This is a genomic window from uncultured Allobosea sp., from assembly GCF_945956895.1.
GTDB lineage: Bacteria > Pseudomonadota > Alphaproteobacteria > Rhizobiales > Beijerinckiaceae > Allobosea.
This window is the reverse complement of record NZ_CAMFJF010000002.1, coordinates 1-15,087: the sequence shown is the minus strand read 5'-3', so window position 1 is coordinate 15,087 and position 15,087 is coordinate 1. Positions and strand designations below refer to the sequence as shown.

Here is a 15,087-nt window from a genome sequence, read left to right as displayed (position 1 = left end):
AAAATTATGCTACGCAAAGATATGAAAACCAGGGCTTTCTCTTATATTCGAATGAGTTCCAGCCGGCAGCTCAAGGGAGACTCGCTGACCCGCCAGCTTGAGCTGTCCGAGGCATTTGCCGCCCGGCATGATCTCGAGCTCGACTCTTCGCTCAGAGACCTTGGTGTCTCGGCTTTTGACGGGTCGAACAGCCAAAGTGGGGCACTGGCGGCATTTCTCGCAAAGACGAGAGCAGGAGAAATTCCGAAGGGTTCGTACCTTTTGGTCGAATCGCTTGATCGCCTGTCGCGGGGGACCGTCGCGACCGCACTGACGATGTTCATGGAGATCATCAATGCGGGCATCACCATCGCGACAGTTGGCGACGACTACATTTTTTCGAAGGACAGGATCGACCGTGATTGGACTCAGCTCGTTATCAGTCTCGCCGTCATGTCGCGCGCCCATGAGGAAAGCGCCAGGAAGTCCCACCGGCTACGAGCGTCATGGGTGAGAAAGAGGACGAACACCGAGCGAAAGATGACCGCACGATCGCCGTCGTGGCTCACTCTTGCGGATGATAAGGTGCATTTTCAGATCATACCTGAGCGTGCGGCGGTCGTCGTTCGAATTTTCAGCGAGCTCGTGGAGGGTTTTGGACGCGACACGATCGCCCGCCGCCTCAACAAGGATGGAATTAAGCCTTGGGGCGGAGGCCGGCAGTGGCACGGAGGCACTGTCCAAAAGATCACCGACAGCGAAGCTGTGATCGGGCGGTTCCAACCAAAGAGCACGCACAAGATCGTCGAAGGCGGACGCGTAAAAACCGTACGCTCGTCGGTCGGGGACGTGATTGAGGATTATTACCCTCCCGTCGTTCCTCGAGCGCTATGGCTGGACGCCAGGCGGGCCTCCGACGCCAGACGCCGATCAGGACCTGGGAACGCTGGTGGAAGGCGGGGGACGTTGTTCAGCAACCTCCTGTCGGGGCTGGCTTATTGCGACGTTTGTGGGTCACCCATGAATTATCGCGACCGCGGATCTCGGTCTTCGCCTGTGCTGAGATGTTCCGGCGAGCGGAGTGGAAATTGTGTTAACCGCCGAACCATCCCCTATGCGCAAGCGGAGGTCGAAGTGCTGCGCACGGGAATGATGTACGAGCCGAAATGGGATCCGGTGGAAGATCGGGAGATCCGGGAAAAGATTGCGGTTCTCGAAATGCGCTGCCAGTCGCTCGACGTGACAATCGACCGCCTGCTCGACGCTCTTGAAGTGGGAGAAAGCCAGAATGTGCGGCATCGCTTGAATCAACGCGAGGACGAGCGCAGCATCGCAAAGCAAGCCCTAATTGATGCCCAGCAGGAATTGGAAGCTGCTCAGCAAGAGCCATCCGCTTCAAATCGACGGAGCATATTGCGCGAGGCCGCAAAAGCGCACCGACTGCCTGCTGAACAGCGCTTTGCTCTCCGCGCGGCAGCGAACCAGGTTCTCAAGGATCTGATGTTCCAGCTGCGGTGCAAGCAAGATGGGACCCTGGCGCTCATTTTCAATAAGATCGACGTCGAACTGAGGACACCGGCATCGCTCGAGATACTGGGAACACTGACCTCGAATAGCGATTGGCTATAACCGTCGCATTTTAGGCAACTGTCACCATCACTTTTTATCCGCATCTGCCACGGTCATGCCGACGTGCGGGAGTGGAATTCGATGGAAGCAGCCGGAGTGGCAACGACAGATGGGCCGATCAGCGCAGACGAGCTGAAGCAGCGGGCGTTCGCCCCGCTCAAGTTCATTGTCGAGGGACTGATTCCGACCGGTTTGACCATCCTGGCGGGGGCTCCGAAGGCCAGGAAGAGTTGGCTGGCGCTGGATATCGCCTTGTCGGTCGCCCGTGGTGTCGCCTGTCTCGACGAGCGGAAAAACCGTTGTGCGAAGGGAGCGGTCCTCTATCTCGCCCTCGAGGACAGCCAGAGGCGGCTGCAGCATCGCATCGAGCAGATGCTGGGGGCGGGGCCGGCTTGGCCAGCCAACCTGTTCTTCGAGACGGAGTGGCCACGGATGGACGCCGATACGGTCCCCCGGCTTCGCCAATGGATCGAGGGAACGCCCGAGGCGCGCTTGATCATCATCGATGTCTTCCAGAAAATCCGTGCGGGCCATGGGCCGCAAGCGGGTTATGCCAGAGACTATGACGACCTTACCGCGTTGCAGAAGCTCGCGCGGGAGAGGGATATCGGCATCCTGCTGATCCACCATCTGCGCAAATCGGGCGGTGACCCGTTCGAGCGCATGACGGGCTCGGCAGGGTTCCAGGGTGCATCGGATACCTTGATCGTGCTCGACAAGGGCCGAGGCGGGACCCGTCTGCTCGCGCGGGGGCGCGACATCGACGAGGTCGAGTCAGAGCTGGCTTTCGACAATCTGGCGAAGCGCTGGCGTCTGGCCCAGCCTAGCCCGGCGACCAGCGCCCATCCCGAACGCGATCGGATCAAGGTCTTGCTGGCCGAGAGCCCGAGTCCGCTATCCGCAAAGGAGGTCGAGGACGCGACCGGGCAGGGGGCTGACGCGGTGCGGCAGCTTCTCAAATCCATGGTGGATAACGGTGAGATCGTCCGGGTTGCGCGCGGGCGCTACAGCCTCCGCACGGAGACGTCGGCATGGCGGGGCGCTGGCGATCACAGCAATCACAACGATCACAATGCTCACGAAGAGCGCCTGGCGACCGAGAGAGACTGTGCCGAACGCGAGGAGTTTGAACGCCAGGCTATGAATGCTCCTGAGCCTGAGGACACCAGCGCCGCAGCTGAGACGATGCGGTTTCTGCACGATGCCTTCGAGCAGACATTGTCACGCATGTCGGCTGTACACCGGTCAGGCGGTGCCGCGTCCTGACCAACGCCGGGAATACTGGCTGCGATCGCGCCAGCTGGCGGGCAGGCGAGCGATCCTGCCTATGACCCAGTCATGGATGAGGCGCTCGAGGATGATGAGGAGCCTGTCTGAATCCTCGCCGTCGGGGCGGAAGATGTAGAGCTCCTCGGCCTTGTCGATGCGCGCAGTCCGGCCGAAGCGGTAGATCGTCCAGCGCTGCTGCTCTTCGGGCACGAGGCCGAGCATGGCGCAATGCTCGCGCCCGGCCGGCGTCAGGAGGAAGCTGTTCAGGCTCGCATTCCGCATCCGGTAGTGCAGCAGCTTCTCGAAGACGCGCTTGCTGAGATCATGGGGGCGCCGCAGCGCGAAGAGATGGCCATCGAGGCTGACCGGCGAGCCGGGCAGGGGCTCCCGGCGGGGCAGGAACTGCTGGAACGTCCAGTCCTGGAAGCCCGGCTGCCGCTCGTAACCCTCGGATTTCAGGACATGGGAGGCATAGCGCATCCGGTTCAGAGCTTCGAGCCTGCGGCGCGGATCGGCGAGTTCTGTCGCCGAGAGCTTGTAGATTGGCATATGCAACCGGTCGGCGACACTCTTCAGGCCGCTCGCCAGCTCGGGCCTGTCGAAATCCGCTCCGCAGCACGCGAGATAGGGATAGGTCCAGATCCCCGGTTCGTAGCGCTCGATGAAGGCCGCATTGGTGAAGGCAGTATCGGGGAGGGGGCGGATGCCGGGGCCGCCGATGCGGGGCCATTGGGTCCTGACGTAGCAGGTGACGGCGGCGGCGCTGCCGATCGGCTGGATCCTGCGGAGAGGGCGGGGCGTTGTGCCCGGAATGCTGGTCATCGTCATCGTCTTCGTCGTCTATCTTCTTTGCTCTTGTCGGCCGAGGTTTCCCGGGGGCATTCCCGTTCTCACCCACATTCCCGTTCGCCTTCGCCCTTCCGCCTTGGCGGGATGAACCCGATCGGCTTCCTCGCGCCCTCCATGCCGGCGAGCAGGATCGCCTCGGCGGCTTCTATGTCGGTGGTGACGACATAGCGGCGTCCGGCCTCGGCGGCGAAGCCGAGCGCGAGGGTGACGAGCCGGCGTATTCCGCGCGGATTGGCGCTGGCGAGCCGCGCCACGACGCGATCATCCGGCTGAGCAAAGGCGTGACCATGCGCGGCGATGATGTCGGCGGCGATGCGGCTGGCGATCGCCCGCAGTATGGTGCCGTCAGGCGGCGTCACCGTCACCACCAGGAAGCGGTCCTGGATGAAGCCCGGCAGGAGATCGATATCGTTGGCGGTCGCGACGATCAGGCAGCGCGAGAGGTCAAACGGGATGCGCAGATACTCATCGACGAGAGCGCAGGCGTTTTCCGGCTCGAGCACCGCGAGAAGGCTGTTGTAGGGCTTCTCGGTCGAATGGGTGACGAACTTGTCGATTTCATCGAGGACAATCAGGGGATTTCCGGTCTCGCCGCTGAGCAGCGCTTCGGTCAGCACACCCATCCGGGCCCCGCGCCAGGTTGGCGGGTGACCGATGAGAAGCGCCTGCGCGTCGGAGTTGGTCGCACAGCTGAAGGCATGCTGCTCGACACTGAGCGCAGCAGCGAGCCGGCAGGAGAAGTGGGTCTTGCCCAGCCCAGGTGGGCCGACGAGCAGGAGCGGCGGGAAGGCGATGCCGGTACCGGCGATGGCGGAGAGCGCGACGGCTCGCTCGACCAGGGCGATGACTCCGCTGAAGCCGGGGCATTCCTCGCGCAATCGGGCGAGGCGCTCGCGCATGCCGGCGTCGGCGACCACGAGGCGGCGCAGCGGATCCACGTTGGCGAGCGCGCGCAACTGCGCCAGCCGCGGCTGCTCGTCGCTGGAGACAGAGGCGACGGGTGCTTCGTCCTCGGCAGACGGGTGGCCATCGGCAATCCTAATCTGCTTGAGCAGCGCGGCCCTGTCGAAGATTGCGATCGAGGGACCACTCGGTGGAACGGCCAAAGCCGGCTCAGGGGCGGGCTTGTGCTGTTTAGGCTCAGGGCCGTCGGCACGTTGCCGGCGCAGATGGCTGAGCAGGACCCGATTCTCGTGATCGCGCCAGGACCGGACGAACTCGGCCTCGTCGTCCTCGGATGTGGTTGGCGTCACGCTGCTCATGACCGGCCTCACAGCTCGACGCCGCCGAGAACCGTCACGAAGGGCGGCCCCTGCCGGGCGATGCGGCGCCCGACGCCGAGCGCGATCTCGACGAGGGCCCGCATGAAATCGGGATCGGCGGTGCGTCCGGAGACGAGCCGCTCTACCTCCATCTTCGCGACCAGGTGGCCGGAGCTGCGTGCCGGCCACAGCCCGATGCGGCAGAGCCGGGCATAGGCGAGGATCAGAGCACCGCGCCGGGCCGCGTACCAGGACGGCCCGGGCTGCACGGGCTCCGACCAGGCGTCGATGGCGGCGAAGAGGCGCCATGTATTGTCGAGCAAGGCTGTGAGATCCGGAGGCGCGTTGAACCAGGTCTCCAGCGCATGCGCGTCTTCGAGGTGGTAGACGCCGGGACCGGTCTCGTTCTCGTCCCGTTCCGGCAGGACTTCCCCGCGGAAGCGTCGTGCCGCCATCTCCATGCCGACCGGAATGCGCGCGCCGATCACCAGCCGCATGCCGCCCGACCGAACGGTCGCCCGCAGCGCACGTTTCATCAGCGCTGGATCGTGACGGCCGTCGCCATCGGCGCGGTACTGTCGGGCCCGCTCCTTCGCCAGCATGGCTCGTGCGAAGTCGTCCTCGGGAGAGCCCGGCGGCACGAGCAGCATCGCAATCTCCGCGGCATGCGAAAGGATTGCGAGCGCATTACCGGTGTTGACGCGGTCCTCGAGGGCGGAGGGATCGGCCTCGGCGAGCGCGAGGAAGCGCTCGTACTGCTGCGCATGAACCAACGCCCGGCCGCGCAGATCGAGGAGTGGCGGGAGCCGCTCGAGCAGCGCGGCATGGCGCTCCTGATCATCAGGTATGTCTGGAAGCTGCGTCTCGAGCCGGGCGAGCTCGTCGAGAATGGGACGCAACCTCGTCGTTGCGAGCGTCAGATCGCGGAGGGTACCGGCGGTATCCGTCATGGTCTTGAACCTATTGTCCTGAGGGGTCGGCCTGTCCGCCCCTTCACCTCCCGTCTTCGCCATGACGAAAGGCGCGCCACGCAGGCGCGCCTTCCTATTCTTTCCTGCTGAGCTGTTGGCGCGGCTGTCAGTCGTGCTCATCGACATGGAGGAAGCGGCTGCTCTGCCCGGCGATAGTCTCGCCCTGGCCGAAGGCGATCTCCCAGAGCGCACCGAGATGGCCTGGATCGGCATCGCGGGCGCGGACGAGATCGCGCGCGGCGATCTTCGCGGAGACGTCGTCGTAGTAGCGTGCCGGCCAGAGCGCGACGCGGATCAGCCTGGCATAGGCCAGGATCAGCCCGCCTTCGATCGCATCGGCAGTGACAGCGTCCGGCTCGGCAATGCCGCGCAGCCGGTCGACCAGCGCCAGCACCCTCTGGGCGCCGCCGAACAGGCCGGCGAGATCAGGCGCGGCATCGAAGTAGACCTTCAGGCTCTCGGCCTGCTCCAGCGTGTGGACGCTCGGAGCGCCGGGATCGGCCGCCTCCGGCTTCGGCTGCAGCGCGCCGGCACGCCGCGCAAGCGTCTCGATCATCTCGGCAACCGCCTCGATGCCGGTCGGCAGCGTCAGATGCCCCGGCTTGGACGACAGCTCGCCCACCGCACGGCGGGCCAGCGCGATCTCCTCGCCGTCGCCGTGCTGACGCGCGTGACGCAGCAGGTTGCGGCCGAACTGCTCGCCCGCCCAGACGTCGTCTTCCGAACGCGCCGGCAGCAGGAGCAGCGCCAGATTCGACGCGTTGGTCATGATCGTCAGCGCGTTGGCGACGTCGATCCAGCGCTCGACCTGGTCTTTCTCGCGGGCGAGCAGCCCGATCAGGCGGCGAACCTGCTCGGTATGAGCCTGGCCCCGACCACGGACCTCCAGGAGACCCGGCAGCTGGCGGCGGAAGATGGCGAGGCTTTCGATCTCGCTCGGCGCCGCGGGGACGAGGCGTTCGAGCGCCGCGAGATCGTCGATGACGGGATGCAGGGCCGGGTCGATGACGATGGTGCTGAGCAGCTCGTTGCGGCGGGTGGTGGTCTTCATGGTGTTTCCTTCGAGTCCTGAGGGGTGACGGTCTCGTTCCGTCGAATTTCTCCTCTCTCCCGCTGATCCGCCGCGCGGCCGGCCCAGAACTCGAAAGGGCAGCGCCCGTGAAGACGCTGCCCTGGTTCTGCTGGTTCGGAGCGACTGTCAGGCGCTCCGGCCTTACTTGGTCGCGAATAGCGCGGCGATGCGCACGCCGAGCCCGAGCGCGAGGAGGCTCACCTCGTCGAGGTGAGCCTGAGCGGTTGCCATCTCGATCGCGGCAAGCCGAGACGCGGCGATGCCGGTCGCGCGGCTGAGATCGTCGATCGTCAGGCCGTGCTGCTCGCGCAGGCGCCGGAGATTGCGCGCGAGCACCTCGGCGGCCGAAAGAGGCTTTGCTGGATTCATGAGGGGTTCCCTTTCCGTTGGATCGGGAGAGCCCTTTTTTCTGCTCTTTCCGGTGTGAACCGGCCGCTCAGATTCTCGGCTTGCGTCCTGCTTTCAGCGGCAGCGGCGCGGTGTCGTCCAGCCCGGGCTCGGCAAACATCTCAGCGATCGGGACACCGAGCGTCAGCGCCAGTTTCTCGACGATGGCGATGGAGGGGTTCTCGATCCGCCGCTCGAGCCGGCTGACATAGGTCCGGTCGATCCCGCTATCTAGCGCCAGCTTCTCCTGCGACAGGCCGCGCTCGACCCGCAGCCGTCTCATGTTCCAGGCAAGGAGTTCGCGCGCGTCCACCCGCCGATGTCGACCGCAGCAAGGTCGATTTATCCACGGTAATTAGACCCATTATTAAACCTGACTCATCTTTCGGGCGATGCACGAGCATCGTGCGACGCCGGATTCAGCGTCGATTAAATCAGATGTCTATAGGCCTATATTTATATCGGCCGAACGATGGCGCCTGAGGATAGATCCACATGACCCGGCAACTCCTGTCCCGCTTCCTGATCGCCGCGAGCCTTTGCTTGGTCGCAACAGCGTCGTCAGCCTTCCCGGATGCTGGACTCCGCTTTCGGGACAACGGGGCCGCGGCCCAGGCCAAGGCGTTGCAGCAGCGTCTCCAGCAGCTCGGCGGCGAGCGCGGCGCCGACACACAAGCCACCCGACTTTCGGGCGAGGTTGCGCGCATGATCGGGCTTCTCGACCTGTCGCGCCCGGCGATCCCTAAATCCGCGAATGTCTGTTCCGAGCTGCTCGGACCCTGGTATTCGGCGGGGCCGCCGTTGCTGGACACTAACGCGGCGCAGGTCGACGCCCGCACGCGCGCGGCTCGCGGCCTGACCATCGGCTGCTGGAATACCGTCAATTCGCATCTTCTGGCGAACAAGGACGCGATCGTCACCGGCATGCTCGGCTGGATTGCAACTTGGGCCGCGAAAGAGCCGATCGGCACTGCGAAGGGATGGTGCACGGGTTTTGGCGCACAGGACAATTGGTGGCCGCTGCGCAGCTTCTATCCGGATGACCTGATCAATGCCGTCATCGCCGGCTGCACGGCTCGGGCCGACGCGGTGCTGGCCAAGGCGGCTGAGACTCGCATCCAGGCCGCGATCGCAGCGGCCGAACGCACCGACCGGACGCTGGAGGCGATGGTCGCGGCCAAATGGCTGCCAATGCCCGACCTGCGCATCGGCGATCCCGCCTTGGCCCGCAGCATGAAGGAACGCTACGAGGCTGCCGTCCTGCCGATCCGACGTCAGGTCACCGATGAGATCGTCGAGAAGCTTGAGGAAGCCTATGGCCGCAAAACCGTCGCGGACAAGCTGATCCGCACGGCCCGCCAGGCCTGCAACGAGGTCTGGTCGAAGACGCTGTTCTCCAGCCCGGACGACGGCATGCGTGCCATCGACGCCTCCTGCAAGAATATGGAAGCCGCCTTTATACAGCGCGCCTGCAAAAGCGCGCTCGACAAGGCCGGGATCGAGACACTCGGTGGCCCTAAACTGATGGCGGTGCCACGCGCCAACGGCAGCCTTGGCCCGGTCGACTACAACACCGTGGTCTGCGCCGCCGCGATCGACGGCTTTGCCGTCACGGCCAGCACCTCCTGGTTCGGCTCGCCCTCGATCACGATCGGGCCGGCACGGGGCGGCGCCTCGGCGACCATGAAGCTGCGCAAGGTGACCCGCGAGGGGGGCGTCGAGATCTGGGCGATCGGCGACCTCGAAGGCAGGATCCCGCTGACCACCACCTCGGATCTGCTCGGCTGCCTGGCGACGACGCTCGATCGCAACGACCCGACGCCGGTCGTCCGGGGGCTCGGCTTCGCGACCGGCGCCGTCGTGACGCTCGCCGACCTGATGAGCGGCAGCAGCCTCACCACCTTTGCCTGCCGCGACGCCAAGCTGCGCTGGCTGGAGAACGCATCATGATGCGCTCTCCCCTCCGCTTCATCGGCATTCTGGCGGTGCCGGTTTGCATGCTGGCCGGCATCGGCCAAGCCGCAGCCGAGGCCACCGAGCACTTCGCTGATCCGCAGGGCGCGCTTGGCGTTGCACGGGGACCTGCGGCGGCAGAGGTTCGCGCAGCGCTGACCGCCAGAACACAAGACTGCACCAGCATGGAGTTCAAGCCGACCCGCTGCGCGCTCGCCGACAACGCGCTCAATGCCGATATCCACTATGGCGCGAAGCATAGGGATCGCAGATGGGCCTTCGTCTCCGTGCGCTGGCAATCCGATCCGACCGGCAATGCCGTCGAGGTCAAGGGGCTGGTGTTCGTCGCGGAGAATGGTTCTGGATTTCGCCTGTTCGGCCAGATCGATCTCGTGGGCGACAGCGTCAGCGACGTCGTCTTCGAACTAGGGCGAATCACCTACGCCACCAACTATCTGCGGACGGATGATTCTCGCAGCAATCCGACCGGCCGACGCCGCTATGAGATCCGGCTGGGAGCGAACGGGACCGGCCCTGTCGCGATCCAGCGGACGGGCTTTGGCGCCGCCACGTTAGTTCAATCACCGCCGCAACCGGATGAAGCGCTTCAGCTCGTCAAACGACTCTACGAGGCGGGAGAAGACTATGCGGCGATCTTCGGCGGCAGCGCTGCGGCGAGCGCCATGCTCTCCCCCGGTCTCGCGAAGGTCGTCCGTGAAGCGATGTCCCTGTCGCGGCGCTGCCCGATCTATGACGGCGATCCGCGCCTCGGTGGCGCGCAGGGCGCCGGCGGTCCGACCCGAATGCGCTACGACGTCGAAGCGGGCCGGAATACGGTCGATCGGCGGACGGTTATGGTCACCGCCGCTCAGGCCGAGGCTCCCAAATCGATCTCGCGCACGCGCGTTGTGTTGATCCCAGCGCCAGGCGGCTGGCGCATCGACGATCTGGTGACCGAGGGTATGCCGGGCTACCGCGCCACGCTTGCTGATGCTAGCGCCCGATGCCGGTCTGCGCGATCGCGCTGAAGGCGACGACATCACCAACTGCGCGACAACGGCCAGTCGGCGGAACACATGCAATAGGAAAGGCAGCGTCAATGAAGGCGCTGCCTTGTGGTGATCATGCCGGTTGCCCGTCTCTTAGACGATCTCGCTCCAGCCGAAGACGAGATCGTCGCGGGCATCGACCGGCAGCGACTTAATCCAGGCGGCATCCGCCGTGACGTGGCGGATCGCCGCTTGCATGTGGAAGGGATCGCCGATCTCGCCGCGCAGGTTGACCAGCGTGACGATCTCCTTCTTGAGAGCGAGCGCCGACCGGTTGTGCACCGGCCAGATCATGATCTGCGCAGCAGCGAGGTAGCCGGCGATCCGCGCGCCCTCCGCTGCGACCATCAGCTCGCTGGCGTTCTCGGGGCCGCGCTGCGCCAGCGTGAGCAGCCGGTCGCAGGTCTCGAACATCTTGCGCGCGCGAGCCAGCAGATGCTCGAGATCGGGCGCGGCCCTGGCGAAGCCGACCCAGTTGCCGATCTGCGTGTGGGCGAAGGCCGGCGGTCCGCCACGCAACGGCAGGCCGGCAACGAGATCCCAGCGCTCCAGCGGCCAAGCTGCGAGCCCGCGGCTGTCGCCCTGCGGCGCGGTGGGGCCCAGTGGCAGCATCAGCTCGGGTACCGCGAAGGCGGCGCGCTTCCAGCGCAGCCGACGCGCATGGGGCGCCCCCATCGACGAGACGTAGTCCTTCTCGTGACGATGATGCAGCGCGCCGGTGCGCTCGGCGAGCGCGAGCTTCGCCTCGGCCTGGTCGAGGTCGTCGGCCGGCCAGGTCGTAACCAGCGCGACGAGGCTGAGGGCCATGATCTGCAGGCCGGCGCAGGCGAACTCGTATTGGTCGTCGCCCAGCTCCTTGCTACGTCTGAGACGGAACTCCTCGTTCTGGAGGGCCTTGGCATGGCGCGCCGCCGCCTTCAGGTCGATCGGCTGGCGCCGGAAGGCCACCAGCTCATCGACGCTGGGATCGTCGCCCGCGATCACACGCGTTACGAGCGCGATCGGATCGTGGAGCGCGGTGTCGTTCGGCTCATCCACCGGCCCACTGGTGCGCGGGGCGAGCGAGCGCCCGCCACCCTGATGTTTCTTGGTCATGTCGGGACCTTTCATTGGGGTTACGACCATCTGGTCGCGTTTCCCCCGCTCCCGGAATCGAAAGAGGCGTCCGATCAGGACGCCTCCGTCATCTGCTGTGCGGGTCGTGCCGTCGCTCAGACGATCGGGATCCAGTCCGGGTCCAGTTCGAGCGTGGCGCCGAACCTGAACCCCTTGGCGATCCAGTTCGCCTGCGAGACGACATGACGGATCGCCGCCTGCATGTGCAGCGAATCCGGTCGCGAGGCCCGCTCGTTGACGAGCGCGACCAGCCTGAGCTTCGCCTCGGCATCGGCCGAGTAGCGCATCGCCGGCCAGATCGCGGCCCGCGCCGCCGCGAGATAGGCAAGGATGCGGGCGCCCTCGGCCGCGCGGCGCAGGAGACGGGGATCATCACTCGTCGTGTCGGCTACGACCATCAGACGGTCAGCCGTCGCGATCAGCCGCGCGAAGCGATCGACCAGATCGGAGAGCGTGGGATAGGCGTCGACGAACCCGGCCCAGCGCGCGATCTGCGCGCTGGCGAGCGATGCATCGCCTCCAGCGAGCGGCACAGCATCGACGAGGTCGAAGCGCGATAGCGGCCAGCTGGCCAGACCGCGATCCGCCATGGAGGGAGCGACCGGGCCGGGCGGTACGATGAGCTCGCCGACAGCGAAGGCAGCCCGGTGCAATCTGATGCGTGCTGCATCCTCGACCGAGAGCATCGGCGCGATTCCATAGTCGGTGTCGTCGCCATGCAGCCGGGTCTCGCGGGCGAGCGCCCGCTTGGCGTCGGCATCCGCGACCGTGTCGACCGGCCAGATCGCGACCATCGCGGTGCAGCTCAAAGCCACGATCCTGAGCCCAACCCGTGCCATCTGAACCTCATGGGTCTGTTCGCGGCCATAGGGCAGCCGTGCCGCCTCGTCGTCGCAACGCTTCGCCTCACGGGCGAAGAGCGTGAGGTCAGGCGCGCCGTCGCGGAAGGCGATCAGCTCGGCGAGCGAGGGATCGTTGCCGAGCGCGTCGGTCACCGCGGCAAGCGGATCGCGGATCGCACCGAGCCCGCCGCCGCCTCCATCCTGTCCATCGCCGGCCAGCGGCGCGAGGCCACGATCCTGATTGGTCTTCGTCATCTCGGGAACTTTCTCAGTGGGGTTACAGCCATCCCGGCTGCGCCTCCCTTCCGGTCCCTGAAACGACGAAGGCGCCGTCTCCGGCGCCTTCGTCATCATCGCCGCTGTCTCGTCGCCTCAGGCTGCGAGCCTGAAGAACTCGCTGCGCGCGGACAGCCAGCGCTCGATCCCGTCGAGATGGACGCGACCGCCGATGTCTTCGGGCGGGAGCGCCTGACGCAAGGTCGTTACCTCGCCGAGCGCCTTCGGCAGCGTCAGCCACTGGACATCGGCCTCGGTCGTCAGCCGATCGCGCAGCCAGGTCTGGCCTTTCCGCCACGCTGCCGGCGAAAGCGATTGCGGCGCCTCCAGCAGGGTCAGCCGGTTGGCAAAAGCCTTGAGCCGCTCGTCGCTGAACCCGACCGCGATCGCGGGGCGGTCCGTCCAGGACGAGCCATGCCAGCGGGCACAGGCACGGGCATCGTCGTTCGAGATGAACCCGCCGGAATAGAGCGTCGCCTCATGGTGCGGCGACGGCGCGCGATCGGCGAAGCGGTTCGCCAGGGCGGCCGCAAGGTTCGCCCGGAATCCGGCATGATCCCGGATACGGGCTGCGCGCTCGTGGTAGAGCGGGCTATCGCGATGTTCGGGCGACAGGGCGTGGCAGCCCTGCTCGTATGCCAGCAGGATCGGCTGGGCATTGGTCTTGACCATCCGGATCGGACGGGGGCCTGATCCCGAGACGAGCTTGCCGATCTCGTCCGCCGCGAGATCGAGATAGCTCGCCGGATCGATGCTGAGGTCGGCCACCGCCCAGGACGTTGCGACGTTCGGGTTCGGCGTCACGCCGGCGACCGGCGCCAATCGCGATGAACCGCCGAGCACGAGAACCTCGCCGCCGGCGAGCCTGCGGTTCGCGACCGCCTTGTCGGCGAGGCTCAGCAGGGTTGCGACAGTTATGGGCGCGACCTCGCGCAGATGCCGGAACAGGGCAAGCGTCGCCTTCGCGTCGGCGAGGGCATCATGGGCCGCCTCCTCGGACAGGGCGATACCATTGGCCCGACAGACCTCACCGAGCTTGAAGCTCGGCTTGCCCATGGTGTTCAGCGGTATCGAGATCACGTTCGGCTCCAGCATCGCTACCGCCCTGACCATGGTCAGGAGATCGGCGCGGCGGTGGCCATTCAGCTGCGTGCCGTATGGCGGCAGCAGATGGGTGAAGAAGGCGTGCCGGAGGATTTCCTCATCATACCTGATCGTGTTGTAGCCGATGATCGTCGCCGGCGCCCAGGACTCCAGGGCCTTGGCGATGATGCAGAGCATCTCGGTCGAGGAGAGCGGCCCCTGCTCGAGCTGTTCGGGTCTGATGCCGGTGGTCATCAGCGCGCCGGGCGACGGCACGATATGACCCGGCAAGCGGCAGCGCAGCGAGAGCTCGCCCAGGCAGGCGAGGTTCTCATCGGTGTGGAGGAAGGCCGCCTGGAGCAGCACGTTCCATTGCGGTTCGAGACCGGTGGTCTCGAGATCGTAGATCACGAACATGGGGCCGCGTCCTCAGTGCCGGCTCTCGGTGCCGGGCGTCACCGGCACCTTGGTCAGGTTGATACCGAGTTCGTGCGCATCCTGCTGCATCGCGGCCTCGACCATCCAGGGGGTGCGCGAGCGGCGGAACTCATCCTCGTCGAAGACCATCGCCTCGTAGACCATGATCTTGGCCTCGAAGTGCTCGGTCTCCCGCGCCGGCGCCTCCGCCAGCATGAAGGCGAAGAAGCGCGCGGTCGCCCGCGCCCCTTCCGCCAATTGCAGACCTGTCAGGTCCCCGTGCTGCGGATAGCTGCGCTCCGGCTGCTGCTCCAGCAGCAGAGCATGCGCCATCGCCTCCTGCCAGAGCCAGTAGAACCGTTCCGGCCGATCAGTCGTCATCCGGTAGCTGCGCTGGTAGCGCGCGAGATGCGCCTCATCCGGTCGTGCCTCATCCCAGGCGGTGTCATCCGCCCCTTCATTCCTCGTCATCCCAATATCCGTCCGGGCTCACATGACCCGGAACGGCTTGTCGGCTCAGGTTCGCGGGGGTTCCCGGTAGCGGGTTCCGACCCTCTCGTTCTCCCTGAATCTCTCCGACCACCCGATACGCCCAACGCGCAACTGCGGCCCATTGCAGACATTGCGAGGGTCCGCTCCTGGATAAGCGCACAGGCAACCTGCGGGCCTGTCAGTTGCCACTGGGCCACTCCAAGCTGGAAAGCACGGTGCGCTACCTCGGCATCGAAGTTGATGATGCCCTGCTCCTGTCTGAGCAAACAGATCTGTGACCAGTCCGGCGCGGCGGCAGTCGTCGCGCCGGAATTTGCGCCAGGCTATGTCTTCATTCAACGCACGCTGGAGCTGTCGACACACCATCTCGGCGATAATCGATCGGGGGGCGACCTTCCCAGCGCAGGAACGCGCGGTTGAAATGCGACGGTGCCGAGTAAC

Annotated in this window: 14 protein-coding genes and 1 pseudogene; 5 read left to right on the top strand and 10 right to left on the bottom strand. The window is 65.8% G+C overall.

Annotated features, from left to right (window positions below):
- The first annotated feature begins 21 nt into the window (after window positions 1-21).
- Window positions 22-1,608, top strand: a complete 1,587-nt coding sequence (locus tag Q0Q02_RS01495) for a recombinase family protein (protein WP_293806284.1) — start codon at window positions 22-24, stop codon at window positions 1,606-1,608.
- An 81-nt stretch (window positions 1,609-1,689) separates the two neighbouring features.
- Entirely contained in the window at window positions 1,690-2,874 is a 1,185-nt protein-coding gene (locus Q0Q02_RS01490) for an AAA family ATPase (RefSeq protein ID WP_293806283.1), read from the top strand.
- Here Q0Q02_RS01490 and Q0Q02_RS01485 read toward each other — a convergent pair.
- The 6 genes from Q0Q02_RS01485 to Q0Q02_RS01460 form a co-directional block, all read right to left on the bottom strand.
- Complete coding sequence (locus tag Q0Q02_RS01485) at window positions 2,854-3,699, bottom strand: hypothetical protein (RefSeq protein ID WP_293806282.1); 846 nt, start codon at window positions 3,697-3,699, stop codon at window positions 2,854-2,856. The genes Q0Q02_RS01490 and Q0Q02_RS01485 overlap by 21 nt on opposite strands.
- Before the next feature lie 68 nt (window positions 3,700-3,767).
- Complete coding sequence (locus Q0Q02_RS01480; protein ID WP_293806281.1) at window positions 3,768-4,988, bottom strand: AAA family ATPase; 1,221 nt, start codon at window positions 4,986-4,988, stop codon at window positions 3,768-3,770.
- Window positions 4,989-4,996: 8 nt separating this feature from the next.
- Window positions 4,997-5,938, bottom strand: coding sequence for a hypothetical protein (locus tag Q0Q02_RS01475; protein ID WP_293806280.1), 942 nt, complete (start codon window positions 5,936-5,938; stop codon window positions 4,997-4,999).
- A gap of 127 nt (window positions 5,939-6,065) precedes the next feature.
- The gene (locus tag Q0Q02_RS01470) at window positions 6,066-7,010 is read right to left on the bottom strand and encodes a hypothetical protein (protein ID WP_293806279.1); all 945 of its coding nucleotides are present in this window, start codon (window positions 7,008-7,010) and stop codon (window positions 6,066-6,068) included.
- A 162-nt stretch (window positions 7,011-7,172) separates the two neighbouring features.
- On the bottom strand, window positions 7,173-7,400 hold the full coding sequence (locus tag Q0Q02_RS01465) for a helix-turn-helix transcriptional regulator (RefSeq protein WP_293806278.1): 228 nt from the start codon (window positions 7,398-7,400) through the stop codon (window positions 7,173-7,175).
- Between the two features lie 67 nt (window positions 7,401-7,467).
- Window positions 7,468-7,731: a helix-turn-helix transcriptional regulator gene (locus Q0Q02_RS01460; RefSeq protein WP_293806277.1), complete on the bottom strand. Its 264-nt coding sequence runs from the start codon at window positions 7,729-7,731 to the stop codon at window positions 7,468-7,470.
- 182 nt (window positions 7,732-7,913) lie between these two features.
- On the opposite strand from Q0Q02_RS01460, the gene Q0Q02_RS01455 reads away from it, so the two are divergent.
- Together Q0Q02_RS01455 and Q0Q02_RS01450 are read left to right on the top strand one after the other, a co-directional pair.
- Window positions 7,914-9,368, top strand: coding sequence for a hypothetical protein (locus Q0Q02_RS01455; protein ID WP_293806276.1), 1,455 nt, complete (start codon window positions 7,914-7,916; stop codon window positions 9,366-9,368).
- Window positions 9,365-10,399 carry a hypothetical protein gene (locus Q0Q02_RS01450; protein WP_293806275.1) on the top strand — a complete coding sequence of 345 codons (1,035 nt, stop codon included), beginning with the start codon at window positions 9,365-9,367 and terminating at the stop codon, window positions 10,397-10,399. Before Q0Q02_RS01455 ends, Q0Q02_RS01450 begins: the two co-directional genes overlap by 4 nt.
- A 114-nt stretch (window positions 10,400-10,513) precedes the next feature.
- Here the strand turns inward: Q0Q02_RS01450 and Q0Q02_RS01445 are convergent, their stop codons facing one another.
- The 4 genes from Q0Q02_RS01445 to Q0Q02_RS01430 form a co-directional block, all read right to left on the bottom strand.
- Window positions 10,514-11,515: a hypothetical protein gene (locus tag Q0Q02_RS01445; protein ID WP_293806274.1), complete on the bottom strand. Its 1,002-nt coding sequence runs from the start codon at window positions 11,513-11,515 to the stop codon at window positions 10,514-10,516.
- Between the two features lie 116 nt (window positions 11,516-11,631).
- Window positions 11,632-12,633: a hypothetical protein gene (locus tag Q0Q02_RS01440; RefSeq protein WP_293806273.1), complete on the bottom strand. Its 1,002-nt coding sequence runs from the start codon at window positions 12,631-12,633 to the stop codon at window positions 11,632-11,634.
- Window positions 12,634-12,750: 117 nt separating this feature from the next.
- On the bottom strand, window positions 12,751-14,154 hold the full coding sequence (locus Q0Q02_RS01435) for an exonuclease domain-containing protein (RefSeq protein WP_293806272.1): 1,404 nt from the start codon (window positions 14,152-14,154) through the stop codon (window positions 12,751-12,753).
- A 12-nt stretch (window positions 14,155-14,166) separates the two neighbouring features.
- Window positions 14,167-14,625, bottom strand: coding sequence for a hypothetical protein (locus tag Q0Q02_RS01430; RefSeq protein ID WP_293806271.1), 459 nt, complete (start codon window positions 14,623-14,625; stop codon window positions 14,167-14,169).
- A gap of 164 nt (window positions 14,626-14,789) precedes the next feature.
- On the opposite strand from Q0Q02_RS01430, the pseudogene Q0Q02_RS01425 reads away from it, so the two are divergent.
- A pseudogene (locus tag Q0Q02_RS01425) lies at window positions 14,790-14,924 on the top strand (integrase); the annotation flags it as partial.
- Window positions 14,925-15,087: the final 163 nt, after the last annotated feature.